The 20505-nt window shown below is 64.7% G+C and carries 20 protein-coding genes; 14 read left to right on the top strand and 6 right to left on the bottom strand.

Going from position 1 to position 20505, the window contains the following annotated elements; all coding sequences use genetic code 11:
* Positions 1–17: 17 nt before the first annotated feature.
* Both CXY71_RS12445 and CXY71_RS12440 read right to left on the bottom strand, forming a co-directional pair.
* A complete protein-coding gene (locus CXY71_RS12445; protein WP_104135914.1) occupies positions 18–1004 on the bottom strand; it encodes a putative F420-0 ABC transporter substrate-binding protein in 987 nt (328 codons plus the stop codon).
* Positions 1005–1165: 161 nt separating this feature from the next.
* The gene (locus CXY71_RS12440) at positions 1166–2530 is read right to left on the bottom strand and encodes a PLP-dependent aminotransferase family protein (RefSeq protein WP_104135913.1); all 1365 of its coding nucleotides are present in this window, start codon (positions 2528–2530) and stop codon (positions 1166–1168) included.
* Between the two features lie 152 nt (positions 2531–2682).
* On the opposite strand from CXY71_RS12440, the gene CXY71_RS12435 reads away from it, so the two are divergent.
* The 5 genes from CXY71_RS12435 to CXY71_RS12415 all read left to right on the top strand — a co-directional run bounded on the left by CXY71_RS12435 (position 2683) and on the right by CXY71_RS12415 (position 9135).
* Entirely contained in the window at positions 2683–3558 is an 876-nt protein-coding gene (locus CXY71_RS12435) for a nitrilase-related carbon-nitrogen hydrolase (protein WP_104135912.1), read from the top strand.
* Positions 3559–3637: 79 nt separating this feature from the next.
* Positions 3638–5071 carry a dihydropyrimidinase gene (hydA, locus tag CXY71_RS12430; RefSeq protein WP_104135911.1) on the top strand — a complete coding sequence of 478 codons (1434 nt, stop codon included), beginning with the start codon at positions 3638–3640 and terminating at the stop codon, positions 5069–5071.
* A 9-nt stretch (positions 5072–5080) separates the two neighbouring features.
* Complete coding sequence (locus tag CXY71_RS12425; RefSeq protein WP_104135910.1) at positions 5081–6097, top strand: TIGR03842 family LLM class F420-dependent oxidoreductase; 1017 nt, start codon at positions 5081–5083, stop codon at positions 6095–6097.
* A gap of 46 nt (positions 6098–6143) precedes the next feature.
* A complete protein-coding gene (locus CXY71_RS12420) occupies positions 6144–7499 on the top strand; it encodes an aspartate aminotransferase family protein (RefSeq protein ID WP_104135909.1) in 1356 nt (451 codons plus the stop codon).
* 136 nt (positions 7500–7635) lie between these two features.
* The gene (locus CXY71_RS12415; RefSeq protein ID WP_104135908.1) at positions 7636–9135 is read left to right on the top strand and encodes a CoA-acylating methylmalonate-semialdehyde dehydrogenase; all 1500 of its coding nucleotides are present in this window, start codon (positions 7636–7638) and stop codon (positions 9133–9135) included.
* A gap of 14 nt (positions 9136–9149) precedes the next feature.
* On the opposite strand, the gene CXY71_RS12410 is transcribed toward CXY71_RS12415, so the two are convergent.
* Positions 9150–10064: a LysR family transcriptional regulator gene (locus CXY71_RS12410; RefSeq protein ID WP_104135907.1), complete on the bottom strand. Its 915-nt coding sequence runs from the start codon at positions 10062–10064 to the stop codon at positions 9150–9152.
* A 63-nt stretch (positions 10065–10127) separates the two neighbouring features.
* Between CXY71_RS12410 and CXY71_RS12405 the strand changes: the two genes are divergently transcribed.
* The 3 genes from CXY71_RS12405 (at position 10128) to CXY71_RS21485 (ending at position 12145) form a co-directional block, all read left to right on the top strand.
* Positions 10128–10316 carry a hypothetical protein gene (locus CXY71_RS12405; protein ID WP_104135906.1) on the top strand — a complete coding sequence of 63 codons (189 nt, stop codon included), beginning with the start codon at positions 10128–10130 and terminating at the stop codon, positions 10314–10316.
* A 93-nt stretch (positions 10317–10409) separates the two neighbouring features.
* The gene (gene pyrE, locus CXY71_RS12400) at positions 10410–10958 is read left to right on the top strand and encodes an orotate phosphoribosyltransferase (protein ID WP_104135905.1); all 549 of its coding nucleotides are present in this window, start codon (positions 10410–10412) and stop codon (positions 10956–10958) included.
* Positions 10958–12145: a hypothetical protein gene (locus CXY71_RS21485; protein WP_199184296.1), complete on the top strand. Its 1188-nt coding sequence runs from the start codon at positions 10958–10960 to the stop codon at positions 12143–12145. Before pyrE ends, CXY71_RS21485 begins: the two co-directional genes overlap by 1 nt.
* Before the next feature lie 5 nt (positions 12146–12150).
* Here the strand turns inward: CXY71_RS21485 and CXY71_RS12380 are convergent, their stop codons facing one another.
* Positions 12151–12951 (bottom strand): HAD-IIA family hydrolase, encoded by an 801-nt coding sequence (locus CXY71_RS12380; RefSeq protein WP_104135901.1) that lies wholly within the window; start codon positions 12949–12951, stop codon positions 12151–12153.
* Positions 12952–13129: 178 nt separating this feature from the next.
* On the bottom strand, positions 13130–13774 hold the full coding sequence (locus CXY71_RS12375; protein WP_104135900.1) for a metal-dependent transcriptional regulator: 645 nt from the start codon (positions 13772–13774) through the stop codon (positions 13130–13132).
* A gap of 292 nt (positions 13775–14066) precedes the next feature.
* Here CXY71_RS12375 and CXY71_RS12370 point away from each other — a divergent pair, with 292 nt between their 5' ends.
* Positions 14067–15761 carry a leucine-rich repeat protein gene (locus CXY71_RS12370; protein WP_233204613.1) on the top strand — a complete coding sequence of 565 codons (1695 nt, stop codon included), beginning with the start codon at positions 14067–14069 and terminating at the stop codon, positions 15759–15761.
* A gap of 107 nt (positions 15762–15868) precedes the next feature.
* Here the strand turns inward: CXY71_RS12370 and CXY71_RS12365 are convergent, their stop codons facing one another.
* Positions 15869–17140, bottom strand: a complete 1272-nt coding sequence (locus CXY71_RS12365; RefSeq protein ID WP_104135898.1) for an Nramp family divalent metal transporter — start codon at positions 17138–17140, stop codon at positions 15869–15871.
* Between the two features lie 78 nt (positions 17141–17218).
* Here CXY71_RS12365 and CXY71_RS12360 point away from each other — a divergent pair, with 78 nt between their 5' ends.
* The 5 genes from CXY71_RS12360 to CXY71_RS20715 all read left to right on the top strand — a co-directional run bounded on the left by CXY71_RS12360 (position 17219) and on the right by CXY71_RS20715 (position 20433).
* Positions 17219–17866: a TrmH family RNA methyltransferase gene (locus CXY71_RS12360; protein ID WP_104135934.1), complete on the top strand. Its 648-nt coding sequence runs from the start codon at positions 17219–17221 to the stop codon at positions 17864–17866.
* 42 nt (positions 17867–17908) lie between these two features.
* Complete coding sequence (locus CXY71_RS12355; RefSeq protein WP_104135897.1) at positions 17909–18277, top strand: nuclear transport factor 2 family protein; 369 nt, start codon at positions 17909–17911, stop codon at positions 18275–18277.
* Positions 18278–18430: 153 nt separating this feature from the next.
* Complete coding sequence (locus CXY71_RS12350) at positions 18431–18916, top strand: DUF3151 domain-containing protein (protein ID WP_104135896.1); 486 nt, start codon at positions 18431–18433, stop codon at positions 18914–18916.
* Positions 18917–20203 (top strand): adenylosuccinate synthase, encoded by a 1287-nt coding sequence (locus CXY71_RS12345; RefSeq protein WP_104135895.1) that lies wholly within the window; start codon positions 18917–18919, stop codon positions 20201–20203.
* A gap of 50 nt (positions 20204–20253) precedes the next feature.
* Complete coding sequence (locus CXY71_RS20715; RefSeq protein WP_146071837.1) at positions 20254–20433, top strand: hypothetical protein; 180 nt, start codon at positions 20254–20256, stop codon at positions 20431–20433.
* Positions 20434–20505: the final 72 nt, after the last annotated feature.

Here is a 20505-nt window from a genome sequence, read left to right as displayed (position 1 = left end):
GAGCGGCCAGGAGCGGCTCACTCGAAGCTGGAGAGTTGGGCGATGGCGGAAGAGGCAGCCTCGACGTTGCGCGGGCCGGCCTCGGTCGCCGCGAACGGCAAAATGACGTAGCGCTGGTTTTTCACGGCGTCGAGCACCTGAGTGGCCGGGTCGGATTCCAGGTGGGCGATCTTGGCCGCCGCGGTGTTCCACGTGGCGTCAACGAGCACGATGACGCTCGGGTTGGCCTCGATGATCGATTCCCAGCCGACCGAGGTCCAGGTGTCGGCCACGTCAGCAAAGATATTGCTGAGCCCGGCGGCCTCCATAATTATGGCCGGCGAGCCGATGCCCGCGCCAACGTAGGGGGTGGTCGTGCCGCTCGAGTACCAGACTGCGGTGGTCCCCGCCGAGGCCGGTTCGAGCGCGGCGAGCTCGGTCTCCAGGGTGCTGACCAGAACGGCGGCGGCATCCGCTGCCCCGAAGAGCTCACCGGCTTCGGTGATTTCGGTGAACACGGTCTCGAAGGTGAGCGGGCTGGGCATGGCGTCGCCCTTGCAGGCGGCCGGCGAGACGTAGCTTCCGATGCCGAGTTCGGCGAGACCGGCCCGTTCGCCCACGCCGTCGGCGGTGAAGTTGGACTCCCACCCGCCGTAGATGAAGTCGGGGTTCAGACCGAGCACGGCCTCCCGCCCGGGCAGAAAGTCGCTGATCACGTTGAGGTCGGCGCCTTCGGCGGCGAGTGAATCGGGCAGCGGGCCGTCGAGAAAGGCCGATCCGACAATGCGGTCGCCGAGCCCGAGGGCGAGCAACAGTTCGGTCGCCGAGGACTTGATCGACACGATGCGTTCCGGCGCGGCCGCGACGGTCAGGCTCGTGCCGCAGTTGTCGACGGTGACCGGGTAGTTCGCACTGGCGGCTGGAGTCTCGGTGGGTGAGACGGCGGGGGTGGCCGTGGCGGCGCATCCGCTCAAAAACAGGGCCCCGGCGGCAAGAGCGGCGGCGCGCGCGGTAATTCGAAACATGAGGTCTCTTTCGACTCGTCACGGTGGGCTGCACGAAGCAGCGCGGGCGCAAACTGGCACGGTGTCGTTGGCACAGTATTGGTGGACCTCAGCCCAAATCCAGGCCAGCGGGGCCGGTCAAAGCAAACCGGTGGTCTGCCTCAACTCTAAACCCGGCGGCACTACGCCCAGCGCGCACCGATCGGGTGTACGGCCGAATCAGACGGATGCGCCGCCGCGGCCAGCGCTTCGGCTACCGGTCGCACGTCATCGGGCAGGGCGCCGGCGGTCACCCGAATGAACGTGGGACCGCCCTTGGTCGCCAGGAACGGCGAGCCGCCGGCCACCCGAATGCCCGAGGCGGCGAGGCGTACCAGGGCATCGCGCTCGTTCTGCACCGGCAGCCAGGTGTTGATGCCGTCGGCTTGCCTGACGTTGAGTCCGAACTCGCGGAGCGCCTCGGAGAGGGCGCGTTGCCGCGCAAAGTAGATGTGACGGGCCTCGCTGACCCGCGCCAGGCTGTCGCCGGTGGTGAGCAGGTCGTGCAGAATAGTCTGCAGCATGCGACTGGTCCAGCCGGGGCCGAGCAGGCGCCGCGACACAATCGGTTCGATGAGCGCAGCGGGACCGCCCAGCGCGGCCATGCGCAGGTCGGGGCCGTGCGTCTTCGAGAAGCTGCGCACGTGCAGGGTGCGCTCGGGCAGCCACCGGCCGAGACTCACATCGGGCGCGATGCTGATATCCGCCGAGTGATCGTCCTCGATCACGATGGTCTTCGACGCGGCGCCCGCGCGCAACAGCCCGGCTAGCTGCTCGGCACGCTTGAGGCTCATCGACGTCCCGGTCGGGTTGTGGGCGCGCGGCTGCAGAATGACAGCGACCGGGCCGAGCTTGAGCGCTGCGGCAAAATCGGCGGGAACCAGGCCGTGCTGATCGACGGCCACCGGCAGGCGTTCGAGGCCGAGCTGGTCGAGCAGGTCGAAGAACGGCGGAAACGATGGGTTCTCCACGATGACCCGGTCGCCGAACCGGGTCACTGCGTCGAGGCTGCGCGAAATGGCGTCGAGAGCGCCGTCCACGATGGTGATCGTCTCCACCGGGTACGGCCATGAAGCCTGCAGCACCTCGAGGAGCTCCGGAATGATCGGCAGGTCGTGATAGCTCGGGGTAACCGCGCGCTGTGCAACCCGGGAGAGCGCAGGTCCCAGCGGCGGCAACAACCGCGGGTCTGGCGTACCGCGGGAGAGGTCGAGCCGGGCGGGGCCAACCGCGCCGATCATGGACTGGCTGCGAGCCGGCAACCAGTTGGGCGCTTTGTCCTGCACGAAAGTGCCGCCGCGGCCGCGCGACACGATCAGCCCGACCGCCGCGAGCGCCTGCCAGGCGTGGCTGACGGTCGCGGGGCTCACACCGAGCTCGCCGGCCAGTACCCGCACGGTGGGCAGGCGGTCGCCCGGTGTGAGGCGCCCAGAGGTGATCAGCCGCCCAATGGCAGCGGCGATCCCCGCGGGGGTGCGTTGCTCAATTTCGTCGATAAAGTTCTGCATTGCCCTTGCCTCTGGCTGCGTTGGCCGACAGGATGATTAATGCGTGCGATACACAGAGAAACACATTTGAAATGTTTACGTCAAATAATAACAATACGAACAACGCGGTTCGTAGCGGTCATTGACTAACGAAAGCAAGTGGAAGGCACAGCATGAGTAACGGCACCACCTCCGATACCAGGAACATTGTTCGTACGGCTATCACTCAGGCCACCTGGACCGGCGACGAAGAATCGATGATTCAAAAGCACGAGGGCTTCGTGCGTACCGCGGCCGCTCAGGGCGTGCAGGTGATCTGCTTTCAGGAACTCTTTCACGGTCCCTACTTCGGCATCGTGCAAGACGCCAAGTATTACGACTACGCCCAGCCCGTGCCCGGCCCCATTGTTGAGCGGTTTCAAAAGCTCGCCGCCGAGTACAACATGGTCATCGTCGTGCCGATGTACGAAGAAGAACAGCCCGGCGTGCTCTACAACACCGCAGTGGTCATCGACGCCGACGGAACCTATCTCGGCAAGTACCGCAAGCACCACATCCCGCACCTGCCGCAGTTCTGGGAGAAGTTCTACTTTCGCCCGGGCAACACTGACTACCCGGTTTTTGACACCAAGTACGGCAAGATCGGCGTCTACATTTGCTACGACCGCCATTTTCCCGAGGGTTGGCGAGTACTCGGCCTGAACGGCGCCGAGATCGTGTTCAATCCCTCGGCGACCAAGCCGGGGCTGTCCAACCGCCTGTGGGAGCTCGAGCAGCCAGCCGCCGCGGTCGCCAACCAATACTACGTCGGCGCGAACAACCGTATCGGCAATGAGAAGTCCGAATTCGGCGACGAGGCCGTGACGTTCTACGGAAGCTCTTACTTCGTTGACCCCAAGGGCAACTACGTGGGCGAGCGAGCCTCGACCGACACCGAGGAGATCGTCGTGCGCGACCTCGACCTCGGCGTCATTCGCGAGGTGCGCAACTCCTGGCAGTTCTACCGCGACCGTCGCCCCGACTCGTATGAGGCCCTCGTCGCTCCTTGAAGCGCATAGAACGGATGCTGCCGACCGACCCGGTCGGCGGCATCCGCTGGCCCTGACACTTTTGAGCGAAGAGGATGCCATGAAGACTTTGATCAAGAACGGCAGCGTGGTCAATGCCACGGGCCGAGGAGTCGCCGATGTGCTCATCGACGGGGAGCAAATCGCTGCCGTGCTCGCGCCCGGCTCGAACCTGCTCGGCTTCGATGTCGCGGGCAATGTCGACCGCATCATCGACGCCAGCGGCAAATACGTCATCCCCGGCGGTATCGACGCCCACACCCACATGGAGATGCCGTTCGGTGGCACCCAGGCCAGCGACACCTTCGAAACCGGAACCCGTGCTGCTGCCTGGGGCGGAACGACGAGCATCGTCGACTTCGTCGTGCAGTACACCGGCGAGGACGTGCTCGAGCGCTACGCCGCCTGGCAGCAGAAGGCTGCCGGCCAGTGCGCCATCGACTACGGCTTTCACCAGATCCTCAGTGACGTGCAAGACAGCTCACTGACCGCAATGGACGAACTCGTCAACGAGGGCGTCTCGAGTTTCAAACTGTTCATGGCCTACAAGGGCGTGTTCCTCAGTGATGACGGTCAGATCGTCAAAGCCATGCAGCGCGCGGCCACGAACGGCAGCATGATCATGATGCACGCCGAGAACGGCAGTGTCATCGACCTGCTCGTGCAGCAGGCGGTCGCCGCCGGTAACACCAGCCCGCTGTACCACGGCCTCACCCGGCCCTGGCAGGCCGAAGAAGAGGCCACCCATCGGGCGATCATGCTCGCCAACCTCACCGGCGCTCCTCTCTATGTAGTGCACGTTTCAGCTAAACAGGCCGTGGACCAGATTGCCGAAGCTCGGCACAACGGGCAGAACGTGTTCGGCGAGACCTGCCCGCAGTACCTCTACCTCTCCCTCGAAGACAATCTCGGCGCTCCGGGTTTTGAGGGGGCCAAGTGGGTGTGCTCGACGCCGCTGCGCGCCAGGGTCGAGGGTCATCAGCATCACATGTGGCAGAGCCTGCGCACGAACGACATCCAGATGGTCTCCACCGACCACTGCCCGTTTTGCATGAAAGGGCAGAAGGACATGGGCCTGACCGACTTCTCCAAGATTCCCAACGGCATCGGCTCGGTCGAGCACCGGATGGACCTGCTGTATCAGGGCGTCGTCGACGGCAAGATTTCCCTCGAACGCTGGGTCGAGGTCTGCTCCACCACCCCGGCGCGCATGTTCGGCATGTACGGCCAGAAGGGCGTGATCGCGCCCGGCGCCGACGGCGACGTCGTCATCTACGACCCGAACGGGCACACGTCGATCGGGATGCCTGAAACGGGAAGGGTGAAGACCCATCACATGAACATGGACTACTCCGCCTGGGAGGGCTACGAGATCGACGGCCACGTCGACACCGTCATCTCCCGCGGCAAGGTCGTCATCGACGGCTTCGCCTACCTGGGCACCAAGGGTGATGGCCGCTACATCAAGCGCGGCCTGAGCCAGTACCTGATCTAAGGGAAAACCATGGATTTCGGAGCAGTACTGCAGACCAACCCGCCGTCGGCGCGTACCGTGCAACTGGCAAAACTGGCCGAGGCACACGGTTACAGCCACGTCTGGACTTTCGACTCACACCTGCTCTGGCAGGAACCCTATGTGATCTACAGCCGCATCCTGGCCGAGACCAGCAAGATCATCGTCGGACCCATGGTCACCAACCCGGCGACGCGCGACTGGACCGTGACGGCGTCGACCTTCGCGACCCTCAACGAGATGTTCGGGAACCGTACCATCTGCGGCATCGGCCGCGGCGACTCGGCGGTGCGCACCACCAACGGCGCCCCGACCACCCTCAAGACCCTGCGCGAATCGATCCACGTCATTCGCGAGCTCGCCAACTCCCGCCCGGTCGAATACAACGGTGCCACGGTGCAGTTTCCGTGGAGCCACGGCTCGAGCCTGGAACTGTGGGTCGCCGCCTACGGTCCGCTCGCGCTCAAACTTGCCGGTGAGGTCGGCGACGGTTTCATTCTGCAAATGGCTGACCTCGATGTCGCCAAGTGGATGATCGAGAGTGTGCGCACCGCCGCCTCGAACGCCGGCCGCGACCCATTAAGGATTAAATTCTGCGTCGCCGCCCCGGCCTACATCGGCGAAGACTGGGAACACATGCGCAACCAGTGCCGCTGGTTCGGGGGCATGGTCGGCAATCACGTGGCCGACATCGTTGCCAAGTACGGCGCCGATTCCAATATCCCCACTGCTCTCACCGACTACATCAAAAACCGTGAGGGTTACGACTACAACCAGCACGGTAAGGCGGGCAACGAGCACGCCGCTTTCGTGCCCGACGAGATCGTCGACCGGTTCTGCCTGCTCGGCACCGCGAAAGACCACCTCGAGAAGCTCGAGGCACTCAAGGAGCTCGGCGTCGACCAGTTCGCCAGCTATCTGCAGCACGACAACAAGGAAGAAACCATGCGCGTCTACGGCGAAACCCTGATTCCAGCCCTCACCGACTCCATCATGGCCACGAAGTAGCATTTTTCATCTCCACCACCACCGACCCAGAAAGCCAGCGATATACGTGACTGACACCAGCACACACACTGTCCCTCCCGCAGCCACCGGAGGGACGCCAAGTCTCAATGCGCACACGAGCGAACTCGACCGGGCCCATGTCTTCCATTCCTGGTCGGCGCAGGCGGCGCTGAAGCCGCTCGTCATCGCCGGCGGGCTCGGCTGCCGAGTCTGGGACCACGATGGGCGCAGTTATCTCGACTTTTCGAGTCAATTGGTGAACGTGAATATCGGCCATCAGCATCCGTCGGTGGTGAAAGCCATCATCGAGCAGGCCGCTCTGCTGAGCACCATTGCACCGTCGACGGCGAACCTGGCGCGCGGCCAAGCCGCCCAGCGCATCACCGATCGCGCCCCGGCGGGATTCAACAAGGTCTTCTTCACCAACGGGGGAGCGGATGCGAATGAGAACGCCATGCGCATGGCCCGCCTGCACACGGGTCGTGACAAGGTGCTCTCCCTCTATAAGTCGTATCACGGCAACACCGGGGCGGCCGTGGTCGCCACCGGCGACTGGCGCCGCATTCCGAACGAATACGCGCGTGGCCACGTGCACTTCTTCGGCCCGTTTCTCTACCGCAGCGAATTCTGGGCCAGCAGCGAAGAGGAGGAATGCGCCCGCGCGCTGCACCACCTCGAACGCGTCATCCAGGGTGAAGGTGTCTCGGCGGTTGCGGCCATTTTGCTCGAGTCGATTCCCGGAACCGCTGGAATCATGATGCCTCCGGCCGGCTACCTGCCCGGGGTGCGCGCGCTCTGCGACAAGTACGGCATCGTGCTCATCCTCGACGAGGTCATGTGTGGCTTCGGTCGCACCGGCAACTGGTTCGCCTTCGAGGCGTACGACGTCGTGCCCGACCTGATCACTTTCGCCAAGGGCGTCAACTCCGGTTACGTACCCACCGGCGGCGTGATCATCTCCGACGCCATCGCGGCGACCTTTGACGAGACGGTCTTTCCCGGCGGACTGACCTATAGCGGGCATCCGCTCGCCATGGCGTCGATCGTCGGTGCGCTCGATGCGATGAAAGCCGAGGGCATCGTCGAGAACGCCGCCCGCATCGGCCACGACGTGCTCGAGCCGGGGCTGCAGGCACTGCAGGCCCGGCATCCGATCATCGGCGAAGTGCGCGGTGTCGGCGTGTTCTGGGTACTCGAACTCGTCGCCGACCCGCAGACTCGCGAGCCGGTGAGCGGCGCCGTCATGGCTCGGGTCAAGGCCGAGCTGCTCGGGCGCGGCCTGCTGCCGTTTTTGGTGGAGAACCGCATCCACGTCGTGCCGCCGTGCGTCGTCACCGACGCCGAGGTCGCCGAGGCACTCGCCATCTACGACGAGGTACTCAGCCTCGACCTGCTCTCTTAACCCCATTCCGGTAGTCGGGTCCCCCGTTGGCCTCGATCACCAAAACGCGCGTTGGTCTAGCCGGTCGAGACCGCCATGCGAAAACCGATGGCGATTTCGAAAAGCCAGCCCAGCGCATCCACTGAAAGGATCACCCATGACCGACACTCCCACCATTCAGCACTACATTGACGGCGCCGCTGCCACCGGAACCTCGACCCGTACCGCTCCCGTTTTCAACCCGGCCACCGGCAAAGTCGCCAAGAACGTGCTGCTTGCGAGCACCGCCGACCTCGACGCGGCCGTCGCCGTTGCCCAGGCGGCCTACCCCGCCTGGCGCGACCTGAGCCAGGCTCGCCGCCAGACCATCATGTTCAACTTTCGCGAACTGCTGAACGCGCGCAAGGGCGACCTAGCCGAGATTCTCACGGCCGAACACGGCAAGGTCACCTCCGATGCGCTCGGTGAGATCGTTCGAGGCCTCGAGGTTGTCGAATTCGCGCTCGGTATGCCGCACCTTTCCAAGGGTGACTACTCCGAGAACGTCTCGACCGGCGTCGACGTGTACACGCTGCGCCAGCCGCTCGGCGTCGTCGGTATCATCAGCCCGTTCAACTTTCCGGCGATGGTGCCGCTGTGGTACTTCCCGATCGCGATCGCGGCCGGCAACACTGTTGTGCTCAAGCCGAGCGAGAAGGACCCGTCCTCGTCGAATTGGCTGGCCGAGTTGTTCACCGAAGCCGGCCTGCCCGCCGGGGTGTTCAACGTCGTGCACGGCGACAAGGAAGCTGTCGATGCGTTACTCGTGCACCCCAACGTGCAGGCGATCTCCTTCGTAGGCTCAACCCCGATCGCTCGCTACATCTACGAGGAGGCCGCCAAGCACGGCAAGCGCGTGCAGTCACTCGGCGGCGCCAAGAATCACATGCTCGTGCTGCCCGATGCCGACCTCGACCTGGCAGCGGATGCCGCCGTCAACGCCGGTTTCGGATCCGCCGGTGAGCGCTGCATGGCCATCAGCGTCATCGTCGCCGTTGAGCCCGTCGCCGACGAGCTCATCGCAAAGATCGCCGAACGGGTCAAGAGCCTCACCGTCGGCGACGGCATGCGCGGCTGCGACATGGGCCCGCTGATCACAAAGGTGCACCGCGACAAGGTTGCCGGGTACATCGACATTGCCCAGGCCGACGGGGCCGACGTCGTCATCGACGGGCGCGACATCACGGTGGACGGCGACCCGGACGGCTTCTGGCTCGGCCCGACATTATTCGACAAGGTCAGTGTCGACTCGGCCGTGTACCTCGACGAGATCTTCGGACCGGTGTTGTCGATCGTGCGCGTGGCAAGCTACCAGGAGGGCCTCGACCTCATCAACGCGAGCCAGTACGGCAACGGCACCGCGATCTTCACCAACGACGGCGGGGCCGCTCGTCGGTTCCAGAACGAGGTGCAGGTCGGCATGGTCGGCATCAACGTGCCGATTCCGGTGCCGGTCGCGTACCACTCCTTCGGTGGTTGGAAGAACTCGCTGTTCGGCGACGCGAAGGCCTACGGTCCCGCCGGTGTCAACTTCTTCACCCGCGAGAAGGCGGTAACGAGTCGGTGGCTAGACCCGAGCCACGGAGGTATCAACCTGGGTTTCCCGCAGAACCACTAGGTTCTCTCGCGAAGCTATTTGGCGGTCTGGGATTGTTGCACCCTCGACGCCTCGCGGCGCAGGGACTCTATTACGGTGCGCACGGCCAGGCGTTCGGCACGGTCTGGGCGCATGAGCGCCACAATTTGACGCTCGGATTCGATGCCGCGCAGGGGTTTCAGCACGAGGCGGCCCGGCTGTCCGCCGCCGGAGGTGTAGCGCGGCACGAGCGCGATACCGAGCCCGGCGATCACGAACGATTCGATCAGCGCGAGGTCGGCGAACCGCTGCGACATCGACAGCCGTGCGCCGGCCTCCTGCTCGATCGCGTGCAGAATGCGCTCGAACGGGTAGCCTTCGGTCACGCCGATCCAGGTCTCGCCGATCAGGTCGCTCGGACGCACCCAGGTGCGATCAGCAAGCGGATGTCCCACCGGCAGTCCCACATCCAGCGGCTCGGTCATCAACGGCACCACTTTCAGGCCGCGGCCCGCCCAGGACAGCTGCCCGCTCATCGAGTGCGCCAGCACGATGTCGTACTCGGCTGTGAACGCGGGAAAGTCGCTCAGCTCGGGGTCCTCGTCGGCGCAATTGAGTACGAGGTCGGGCCTGAGGTGCTTGATCACGCCGGGCAGCAGCATCTGGCCGGCGGTGGGAAAGGTCACGAGGCTCACTTCGCCGGTGGCGAGGTTTCGAAATTCGTCCCAGAGGGCGGTCGCCTTCGCAAGTGACACCGCGATATCCGTTGCGCTCCGGGCGAGGGCGCGGCCGGCGTCGGTGAGTACGAGGCCGCGACCCTGACGCTGGGTGAGTGGCAGACCGGCTTCGCGTTCGAGTACTTTCAGCTGTTGGGAGACGGCTGAGGGGGTGCGGTGGGTGGCCAGGGCGACCGCCGTGACGCTGCCTCGGTCGGCGAGTTCGCGGAGTAGTTCAAGTCGTTGCACGTCCATGTAGTTAGCCTAAACAGTTCGTGCAGCATAAAACGATTGTGCTGCACGGTTACTGGTGGTGTAGTGAAAGAGTCGTCCACGAGCAGTGTCGCCTCCGTGCCGGGCTACTTCTTCTCCTCTGAAAGGCACCTCGTGTTCATCCTCATCGCACTCCTGCTCGTTGCCGTTGTCTCTATCGCCGCCCTCGTTGTCGAGGTTCGCCGTGATGGCTACCGTCAGGTCGAGCGTCGCAACCTGGTGCGCGTCTTCTAGCTCGCACTTCTCTTCCCTTCTCTCCACCCTGCTGGAATCCCCACCGCTGCCTCGACTGCAGTCGGCTGTGAGCCATGCCCTAAGCTGGCGAGCGTGACTGATACGCGGCAGAGACTCATCGACTTCATCTCGGCCGAGGCCGTCTTTCACGGCGACTTCGTTCTCACGAGCGGCAAGAAGGCCACGTATTACGTGGACATGCGCCGGGTGAGCCTCGACCATCGAGTCGCCCCGCTCATCGGGCAGGTCATGCTCGACCTCATTCAGGACGTTCCCGACGTCGTCGCCGTCGGCGGCATGACCATGGGCGCCGACCCGATCGCCGCCGCCGTCATGCACCAGGGCGTGGCCCGCGGCGCGAGCTACGACGCGTTCGTGGTGCGTAAAGAGCCGAAGGACCACGGCCGCGGCCGCCAGGTCGAGGGCCCCGAACTCGCTGGCAAGCGCGTGATCGTGCTCGAAGACACTTCGACGACTGGGGGTTCGCCACTCGCCGCCATCGAAGCCCTGCAGAAGATCGGGGCTGAGATCGCCGGCGTCGCCGTGGTGGTAGACCGCGACACCGGTGCCCGCGAAGTGATCGAAGCCGCCGGTTACCCCTACCTCGCTGCGATCTCCCTTGAGGACCTGGGGCTGAACTAGTGGCGCCAGACGACGACGAGCGCGGAATCGACTGGCTCGCGTCGCAGCTCGGCCAGCCCGTCGGTCAGTCGGGTGTGGAATCCGGTGCGGATTCGACGGTGGCATCCGGTCCTGACGAAGCTGATGCCACCGCTTCTGTTGTTCCGGTCACGCTTGCTTCGGCCAAGCTCGGGCGAAAGGCCCGACGCGTCGCTGAGGCAACGGCCGAGCCGGTTGCCGCTGTCGAGCCGGCACCCGTCACTCCTACAGCCCCGGCGGAGACCGTCACCGTGCCCATCTCTGAAACGGATGCTGTCGCGCAGGGCCCGGCGGCGAGCATCCGCTCTCAGGCCGGTGAGGACGTCGTCGATCAGCCGACCGAACTGCTGGCGGCACCGGGTGCTTTCGATCAGCCGACCGAGTTGCTGCCTACCCCGGGCACGTTCGGTGCCGCGCAGTCTGGGGCCAGCGGCGCTACGGCCGCCACGACCGTCATCGCCGGAGCCGCGACCCCGATCGAGGCGCCGACAGCCACCGAGCCGCCGAGCCGCCACCGCTCCCGGCGTGGCACCGGCGGTGCCCGCCAGGCCGGTCTAGTCTGGATAGCCGTCGGATTGCTTGCGGCCATCGTGCTTGCTGCACTGTTTTATCTGGGCCAACGGCTCGTCGCGAGCCCGGTTCCGATGTCCGCGCCCACCCAATCCGCTTCGCCCACACCAACACCAACACCAACACCAACACCAACACCAACACCAACACCAACACCAACACCAACTCCCACGCCGACCCCGACCCCGACGCCGGAGATCACCGCGATGCAGCCGGCTGGCGTGCACGAGTGGAACACCCTGTTCGGCGGGGAATGCCTTGAACCCTACGTCTCGCCGTGGGAAGAAGATTTCACGGTCGCCGATTGCGCGGCCTCGCATGCGGCTCAGCTGGTGTTTCGCGGCGACTTTGGCGGCGACCAGACCACGGTCTTTCCGGGCGAGGCTGCATTGGCTGCGCAGATCAACCTGCTCTGCACGAGCCCCGGAATTCTGGACCTGAACGCGGCCAGTGCCTACCCGAACCTGCAGATGCAGGGCAGCTACCCGATCACCGAAGAACAGTGGACAGACGAGCCGCGCAACTTCTACTGCTTCGCCAGCCGTGCCTCGGCCGAGCCGCTCAGCATGAGCATCATGGGAGCCGGCCCCGGAGTCTGAACGGCCTAGAGTTCGTCGCTCTCGATCAGCTCGGTGGCGAGTAGTTCGTGCACGCCAGCCACGATTTCATCTGGCCGAAATGGGTACCGGTTGATCTCGGCCTCGTCACTGATGCCGGTCATCACGAGAATCGTGTGCAACCCCGCCTCGATACCGGCGACAATGTCAGTGTCCATCCGGTCACCGATCATGCCGGTGTTCTCCGAGTGCGCGCCGATCTTGTTCATCGCCGAGCGAAACATCATCGGGTTGGGCTTGCCGACAACATAGGGTTCCATGCCGGTGGCCTTGGTGATGAGCGCTGCAATTGCCCCGGTCGCCGGCATCGGGCCGTCCTTGCTCGGTCCGGTCGCATCCGGATTCGTCGCGATGAACCGCGCCCCGCCCAGAATCAGCCGAATCGCCTTGGTGATGGCCTCGAACGAATAGTTGCGCGTCTCGCCAACCACGACATAGTCCGGAGAGGTTTCGGTCATGATGAACCCGGCTTCGTGCAGCGCGGTCGTGATGCCGACCTCGCCGATCACAAACGCGGTGCCGCCGGAGACCTGCGACTTAAGAAAGTCCGCCGTCGCGAGCGCCGAGGTCCAGATGCGGTCCTCCGGCACGTTCAGCCCGCTCGAACGCAGCCGGGCGCTCAGGTCACGCGGCGTGAAAATGGAGTTATTGGTGAGCACCAGAAACGGCGTTCCGGAGTCGGTCCACTGCTGCAGCAGCTCGGCTGCACCGGGCAGGGCCTGGTTCTCGTGCACGAGCACACCGTCCATGTCGGTGAGCCAGCATTCGATTTCGTCGCGTCGTGCCATCAGGCCCTCCTTCTCGTCGACTCTCAGCCTAGCCGCGCGAGGTTGTGCCTCGGTTACATCTCAGGCAATGAAGCGGAGGCCGCGGTCTCACCCGAAATCGCCCGCCCGCTACTAACCGTGAACTTTCTGGGTTGCATTTTAGACTTCTGAGCTGGGGTTCACACGGCTGGCCTGCACCTCAGGCGGTGACCCAGATCGACGCGGCAGCAGCGGGCGTGACCAGCCGGCTCTGGCCATCCGCTAACACGATGGTCAGCGGCGCCGCGAGCGTGAACGTGGTACCGGGGCCGATCAGGTCGGCGGCGAGCTCGCGCAGCACGAGTGGGTCGCGGTCGCTGATGCGCAGCACGACTCCGGCGTGCCCGACCGAGGCGTCGGCGAACAGCACGGCGGGCTCCCGTAAGACAGTACCGTCGGCGGCGGGAATGGGGTCACCGTGCGGATCGTGCGTCGGAAATCCGAGCCGGGCGCTGATCGCCTCGAGCAGACGATCCGAGATGGAGTGCTCGAGAATCTCGGCCTCGTCGTGCACCTGATCCCAGTCATAGCCCATCTCGCCGACCAGCCAGGTTTCGATCAGGCGATGCCGGCGCACAACGGCGGTCGCGCGCAGCCGGCCGGCATCCGTTAGCGCGAGCGGACCATAGGGAACGTGGGTGATCAGCCCGCCGGCAGCGAGCTTCTTCACCATTTCGGTAACGGATGACGGCGCCACCCCCAGCCGCACCGCCAGCGCCGACGGGGTGATCAGGTCGCTCTGCCACTCGGTATGGGAGTAGATGGTCTTGAGGTAGTCCTCGGCGGCGCCGGTCGTGTAGGTCATTTCCCTTTCAGAGTAGCAAGTTGGCTGACGGGGCAGCCAATGCCAGGCGAGTCGATACCGTCGGCCAACACTCGAGAGCTACCGAAGCTGCCGGGGGGCACGTTGTTGGGCGGAATTTGGGCGATCTCGGTACTGGGATTTCGGCACTGGTTTTCTGCACAAATTGACCCAGATGGGGGGTAAATGGGCAATTCACACCATACGATCAGAATTCGGCGTCTCGCCGAGAAATTGCTGTGCACGACGGGCTCTGCCGGCGTGACAGGGGATGGGTTAGCTAATGGAGGTCGCAGTGCGCAGGTTTTTTTCGGTTTCGCGAGGTAATTCGTCGCGGGTAGTGGCGGCATCCGTTGCAGGAGCGCTGATTCTAGGCTCGGCGCTGGTCGCGGCTCCCGCGCAGGCAGCGATGACCGACCTGACCATAGATGACGTCGTTTACGCATTCGACGATGCAACGATGAGCGCAACAGCGACAATATATGAAGGCTCCGCGACGACGCTCGCGTTTCCCGAGAGTTTCCCGGGTGTGTACGCGCCCTATACCCTCACCGCTATTGGCGAGGAAGCCTTCCAATTTGCCTCGTTGACCTCGGTAACCCTCCCCGAGGGGCTGCTCACCATTGGTGCGGCAGCCTTCCAATATGCCTCGTTGGCCTCGGTAACCCTCCCCGAGGGGCTGCGCACCATTGGTGACAACGCGTTTTCCGGCACAATCTTGGGTGCGTCTGTTGCCATTCCGGCGTCGGTGACCAGTATCGGCAACTCCGCTTTCTCCGGAAATAATATGACCGCGGTCACCTTTCAGGACGCGGGGGCTCTCGCCACTATTGGCAACACTGCCTTCTCGTATAACGAATTCACCTCCATTAACATTCCGGGGTCCGTGACCGAAATTGGCAACGATGCATTCGACCACAACCTATTCCTGACCGAGGTGACCCTGAATGAGGGGCTGGAGACGCTCGGCAACTGGGTCTTTGCCCACGCCAATATCCCGTCAGTCGTCATTCCTTCGACGGTTACGAGCCTGGGGCAGGGTGTCTTCTATAACAACACGTCGCTGGCGTCGGTGACGTTTGCCGGCCGTGCGCCCACGTCTTGGGCAGCTCCCGGAAGCAGCGCGTCGCTGGGCGAATCCAACGCGTTGGTCGTTAGCTACCTGGCGGAGTGGGGCTTCGAAATCGTCGGAGACGGCGGGTTCACCTACCCGACTTGGAAGGGCCACAACACTGCGCTCTACGTGGCCGAAGTGCTTGACCCGACCGTGACGTTTGAGCTGAACGGGCACGGCACCGCCGTGAACGCCCAGTCGGTGAGTGCTGGGGATTCAGCAGTTCGTCCAGATGCTCCGTCGGAATCGGGCTGGTTGTTCAGCGGCTGGTACAGCGATGCGGAAGTTCTCCAGGTTCCGTTCGACTTCAGCGCGCCAATGACCGCCGATGTGACCGCGTATGCGAAATGGACGGCAGTGGCCGATGCCCCGACCGATGCCCCGACCGATACCCCGACCGATAACCCTGTTGCCGCAGCGCTGACCCTTGACCTCGACCTGGCTATCGGCGATGTCGTGGCCGGCTCCACGGTCACAGTCTCGGCAGTGGGGTTGCTGGCAGAGTCCGCCTACACGGTGGTCGTGCGTTCGACCCCGGTCACGATCGCGTTTGGATCCGCCAGCCTCGACGGTACGGTCACCGGCACGGGCGTCATACCCGCCGGGCTGGAAGTCGGCGCGCACACCGTCACGTTCAGCGGAACGGCTGCCGACGGCAGCGCTCTCAGCAGCGTCGTGTACTTCACTGTTGGCGCCGGGGGCATTGTGACCTATCTGTCATCCGTTGAAGCGGATGCTGCCTCCGCGGTTACGGCTGCTGCCGCGGCTTCCCTGGCTTCCACTGGCTTCGCTGGTGCGCCGCTCGGCGTCGCTGCGCTGCTGCTGCTGGTGGCCGGAGCCGCGCTCGTCGTTCGGCGTCGTCGGGTCGCCGCGTAGGGCATCCGCTTGTTGCGGCCGTCACCTCGCCAATTGGGCGGGTGGCGGCCGTTTTATTGCGGTCGGCGAACTCGAGCAGCGGGAGGCGCCGACACGTTGGCCGGCCGTTACGCCCCGGTGAAAACGAGCACGAGCAGCACGACGTTCAGCGCTACCAGCGCGAGGGCGCACACTACGCCGGCGGCCGTCGTGAACCAGCGGTTGGTGAAAGTGCCGAGCAGTCCGCGCTGCGCGGTGAGCCAGACCAGCGGAATCAGCGCGAACGGAATGCCGAACGAGAGCACCACCTGGCTGAGCACGAGCGCCTGGGTGGGATCGAACCCGACCCCCAGAATAAGCAGCGCCGGAATCAGCGTCACGAGTCTTCTGAGCAACAGGGGAATACGCACGTGCAGCAGCCCCTGCATAATCTCTGCCCCGGCATAGGCGCCGACCGACGTCGACGCGAGCCCCGATGCGAGCAGTCCCACCGCGAACAGTGTCGCGACGATCGGTCCGAGCGTGTCTTTCAGCGCCGCGTACGCTCCCTCAAGCGTGTCGGTTCCGTCTACACCCTGCAAAGCGGATGCCGCCAGCAGCAGAATCGCGAGGTTCACGGTGCCTGCAATTGCCATGGCGATCGTGACGTCCCATTTTGTTGCCCAGATCAGGCGGCGGGTCGCCTGAACGCCCTGCCATTCCGGGAATCGGTCGCGAGTGAGCGAGGAGTGCGCGTAGATCGCGTGCGGCATGATCGTGGCGCCGAGAATCGAGGCGGCGAGCAGTACCGAGTTGGAGCCCTCGAATCGGGGCACCATTCCGGCGAGCACCCCACCGCCGTCGGGCGGTGAGATGAAAACACCGGCCGTGAACCCCACGGTGATGATGAGCATGAGCATGATGATGACGCGTTCGAAAATGCGCGGTCCCCGCCGCGAGTGCACCATGAGCACGATCATCGAAATGGTTCCGGTGATCACGCCACCCCAGATCAGCGGCAGGTTGAACAGCAGATTGAGGGCGACGGCGCCGCCGATGATCTCGGCGAGGTCGGTGGCCATGGCGACCAGTTCGGCCTGCACCCAGTACAACCGACGGGCGGTGGGCCGTTTCATGCGCACCCCGAGAATCTCGGGGAGGCTCTGCCCGGTGACGATGCCGAGCTTGGCCGAGAGGTATTGAATGAGCCAGGCCATCACGTTGCCGGCCACGACCACCCAGACCAGCAGGTAGCCGTAGCGGGCTCCGGCGGTCATATTGCTCGCGACATTACCCGGGTCGAGGTAGGCGACCCCAGCGACGAGGGCGGGCCCGAGTAGCCACAGCAGGCGGCTGGAGGCGACCGTGGTGGGAGCTTGGGCGAGCACACGATCGGCAGCGGGGGCATCCGTTTTAGTCATGCCGAAACCCTAGTCGGAATTTAGGCAGACCGAAAGTCCGAATCTGGGTGCGCGCTGGCGGGTTACGGTTAATCAGTGATCGAACCAGCCGCCCCCACCTTCGCCGCCGACAGCTCCTCACCCGAACGCTCTACCTACGGGGTCGGTCCATGGTCAGGGGAGTGGCCGAGCGAAGATCGTTACGACGCCGAGCTGCTCGAACACGGCGACACCCGAAACGTGATCGACCGGTATCACTACTGGAATATGGCCGCGATCGTGGCTGACCTGGATGAGCACCGGCATCCGTTTCACGTGGCCATTGAGAACTGGCAGCACGACATGAACATCGGTTCGATCGTGCGCAGCGCCAACGCGTTCGGTGCCGACACCGTGCACATCATTGGACGCCGCCGATGGAACAAGCGCGGCGCCATGGTCACCGACCGCTACCAGCACGTGCTGCACCACGGTGATGTCGCCGCGTTCGTTCAATGGTGTGCCGCAGAGGCGCTGCCGGTGATCGCGATCGACAACGTGCCCGGAAGCGTCATCATCGAGACCTTCAGCTTTCCAGAGCGCTGCGTGCTGCTGTTCGGCCAGGAGGGCCCCGGCCTGTCCGAGCAGGCCATCGCCGCCGCTGAATCCGTCGTCGAAATCAGCCAGTTCGGGTCGACCCGGTCGATCAACGCTTCCGCGGCTGCGGCCGTCACCATGCATTCCTGGGTGGTTCAGCACCGGTTCTGATTTTTCCTTCATACGGTGACCGTTTGGGGCTAGCGTGACGGTATGACTGCGATCACTGACGATCTACCCGCCCGCTTGCTCCACGAAGAAAACGCGGGATGGGAGGCCATTCTGGGCGGTACGGGCGGAGCCTACTACCAGCGCGAAATGACCGACGACGGGTTGATGATCGTGCCCGGCGCTGTCATCACGCGCGACCAGGTCACCGCCTACTTTGACCAAGCGGCGCCGTGGGAGAGCTACGGCATCCACGAGCCCGCCATCATCCGCCTGGGCGAGCACGCCGGCGTCGTCGTCTACAAGGCAATCGCCCGGCGCGGTGAGGTGGTGGCCGAACTGAATATGTCCACTACGTATCTCTTCGTCAACGGCGGCTGGCGCGTCGCGGCCCGGCAGCAGAGTCCGGCGTAGCCTCCGTTCAGCAGCCTGGCGACGGTGAACGCGCCCGATGTGGGTAGTCGCTACGGTGACCCGGTGTAGCGCCCACTGGTATCGAGCGCGGTTACGAGACATGGGGCGGCAGCGCACCGAAAGCGACCGGCCCGGGTCTTGGTAGGATTCAGTGTGACCGGCGACAATTTGATTTCAGAGCCCGAGACCCTTCTTCCCGCGGAACCGGAGGTGCTCGAGGCTCTTCGCCGAACCGCGAGGAGCGAGATTGCTGCCGTGGTGCAGGTTCATCCGACCTCCCCGTTGGCCTGGGCTGAACTGGCCGATGTCACCCACTCCGAGGGCCGCATGCTCGAGTCGTACGCCTATGCCCGGGTTGGTTATCACCGCGGACTCGACGCTCTGCGCAAGGCCGGCTGGCGCGGCCACGGCCCCATTCCGTGGCGCCACGAACCCAACCGCGGGGTGCTTCGCACCCTGTTCGCGCTGCGGCGCGGTGCCGAAGAGATCGGCGAGACCGACGAGGTCGCCCGTCTCACTGCTTTTCTGACCGATGCCGATGCGAGCGCCATCTCGATCATCGCTACCCTGCACACCGGCAGCCCCGGCTTCGATCCGGCGCCGCCGACCGAAGCCTTTGTTATTCGAGGAGAAGACTAGATGCCCGCGATCGTACTCATCGGAGCCCAGTGGGGCGACGAGGGCAAGGGCAAAGCCACCGACCTGCTCGGCAGTCGGGTCGACTATGTCGTCAAGTTCAACGGCGGGAACAACGCCGGGCACACAGTGGTCATCGGTGATGAGAAGTACGCGCTGCACCTGCTGCCCTCCGGCATCCTGAGCCCCGGCGTCACCCCGGTCATCGCAAACGGCGTCGTCGTCGACGTCGAGGTGCTGTTCGAAGAGCTCGACGCGCTGATCGAGCGCGGTGTCGACGTCTCCCGGCTCAAGGTCAGCCTCAACGCGCACGTCATCACCGCGTATCACCGCACCCTTGACAAGGTCACCGAGCGTTTTCTTGGAAAACGCCAGATCGGCACGACCGGGCGTGGCATCGGCCCGGCTTACGCCGACAAGATCAACCGCGTCGGCATTCGCGTGCAGGACCTGTTCGACGAGAATATTCTGCGCCAGAAAGTCGAGGGCGCCCTCGACCAGAAGAACCACATGCTGGTCAAGGTCTACAACCGTCGCGCCATCGAGACTGAGGAGATCGTCACCGAGCTGCTCGGTTATGCCGAACGCCTGCGCCCGATGGTCACCGACACCGCGTTGCTGCTGCACCAGGCGCTGACGGCGGGCAAAACCGTGCTGTTCGAGGGCGGCCAGGCTACCATGCTCGACGTCGACCACGGTACCTACCCCTTCGTGACCTCGTCGAACGCGACGTCGGGCGGCGCGGTCACCGGTTCCGGTATCGCCCCGAATCGCATCGACCGAGTTATCGCCGTGGTCAAGGCGTACACCACCCGGGTCGGCAGCGGACCATTCCCGACCGAGCTGTTCGACGATTCCGGCGAATACCTGCGCGTCAACGGCTTCGAGTTCGGCACTACCACCGGTCGCCCGCGTCGCTGCGGCTGGTATGACGCCCCGATCGCCCGCTACACTGCGCGCATCAACGGTGTCACCGACTTCGTGCTCACCAAGCTCGACGTGCTCACCGGCCTGGCCGAGATTCCGGTCTGCGTGGCCTACTCGGTCGACGGCGTGCGCGTCGACGAGGTGCCCGTCTCGCAGAGCGACTTTCACCACGCCGTGCCGATCTACGAGAACTACCCCGGTTGGACCGAGGACATAACCGGTGTGCGCACGTTCGAGGAGCTGCCGCAGGCCGCGCAGGATTACGTGCTCGCCCTCGAAGCCATGAGCGGATCGCGCATGTCGGCGATCGGCGTCGGCCCGGGCCGTGAAGCCATCGTGGTGCGGCACGACCTGATCGACTAAAGCCGCAGGCTCGTCTACCCGGTTCGGGGTTGACCTGCCACACTGGGCGGGTGACCGCCCTGAGACCCCATTCCCTGACCCTGACCGGTCGTTTTGTGCAGCTGCAACCGCTCGGCAGCGCGGTGCTGCCCAACTTGCACCGCGCCATCGCTCGTCCCGAGGTGTTCGCGGCCGGCTATGGCGGTGGCCCGGCAGCGCTACGCCGTGACCGGCGGTGGTCCGCAGGGTAGCTTCCGCCCGGCAACCGGACGTGCGCCGGACGTGCCCGGGAGTCCCCCGCAGCCGACTGGTGCGGTGCCCGG

The sequence above is a fragment of the Cryobacterium sp. Y62 genome (assembly GCF_002929785.1).
Taxonomy (GTDB): Bacteria; Actinomycetota; Actinomycetes; order Actinomycetales; family Microbacteriaceae; genus Cryobacterium.
The sequence above is the reverse complement of the archived record's forward strand: the minus strand, read 5'-3'. Positions and strand labels throughout refer to the sequence as shown.

Coding starts and splice junctions, on each gene's coding strand:
- CXY71_RS12445 (WP_104135914.1), bottom strand. CDS start 1,004: ATGTTTCGAATTACCGCGCGCGCCGCCGCTCTTGCCGCCGGGGCCCTG.
- CXY71_RS12440 (WP_104135913.1), bottom strand. CDS start 2,530: ATGCAGAACTTTATCGACGAAATTGAGCAACGCACCCCCGCGGGGATC.
- CXY71_RS12435 (WP_104135912.1), top strand. CDS start 2,683: ATGAGTAACGGCACCACCTCCGATACCAGGAACATTGTTCGTACGGCT.
- hydA (WP_104135911.1), top strand. CDS start 3,638: ATGAAGACTTTGATCAAGAACGGCAGCGTGGTCAATGCCACGGGCCGA.
- CXY71_RS12425 (WP_104135910.1), top strand. CDS start 5,081: ATGGATTTCGGAGCAGTACTGCAGACCAACCCGCCGTCGGCGCGTACC.
- CXY71_RS12415 (WP_104135908.1), top strand. CDS start 7,636: ATGACCGACACTCCCACCATTCAGCACTACATTGACGGCGCCGCTGCC.
- CXY71_RS12410 (WP_104135907.1), bottom strand. CDS start 10,064: ATGGACGTGCAACGACTTGAACTACTCCGCGAACTCGCCGACCGAGGC.
- CXY71_RS12380 (WP_104135901.1), bottom strand. CDS start 12,951: ATGGCACGACGCGACGAAATCGAATGCTGGCTCACCGACATGGACGGT.
- CXY71_RS12375 (WP_104135900.1), bottom strand. CDS start 13,774: ATGACCTACACGACCGGCGCCGCCGAGGACTACCTCAAGACCATCTAC.
- CXY71_RS12365 (WP_104135898.1), bottom strand. CDS start 17,140: ATGACTAAAACGGATGCCCCCGCTGCCGATCGTGTGCTCGCCCAAGCT.
- CXY71_RS12355 (WP_104135897.1), top strand. CDS start 17,909: ATGACTGCGATCACTGACGATCTACCCGCCCGCTTGCTCCACGAAGAA.
- CXY71_RS12345 (WP_104135895.1), top strand. CDS start 18,917: ATGCCCGCGATCGTACTCATCGGAGCCCAGTGGGGCGACGAGGGCAAG.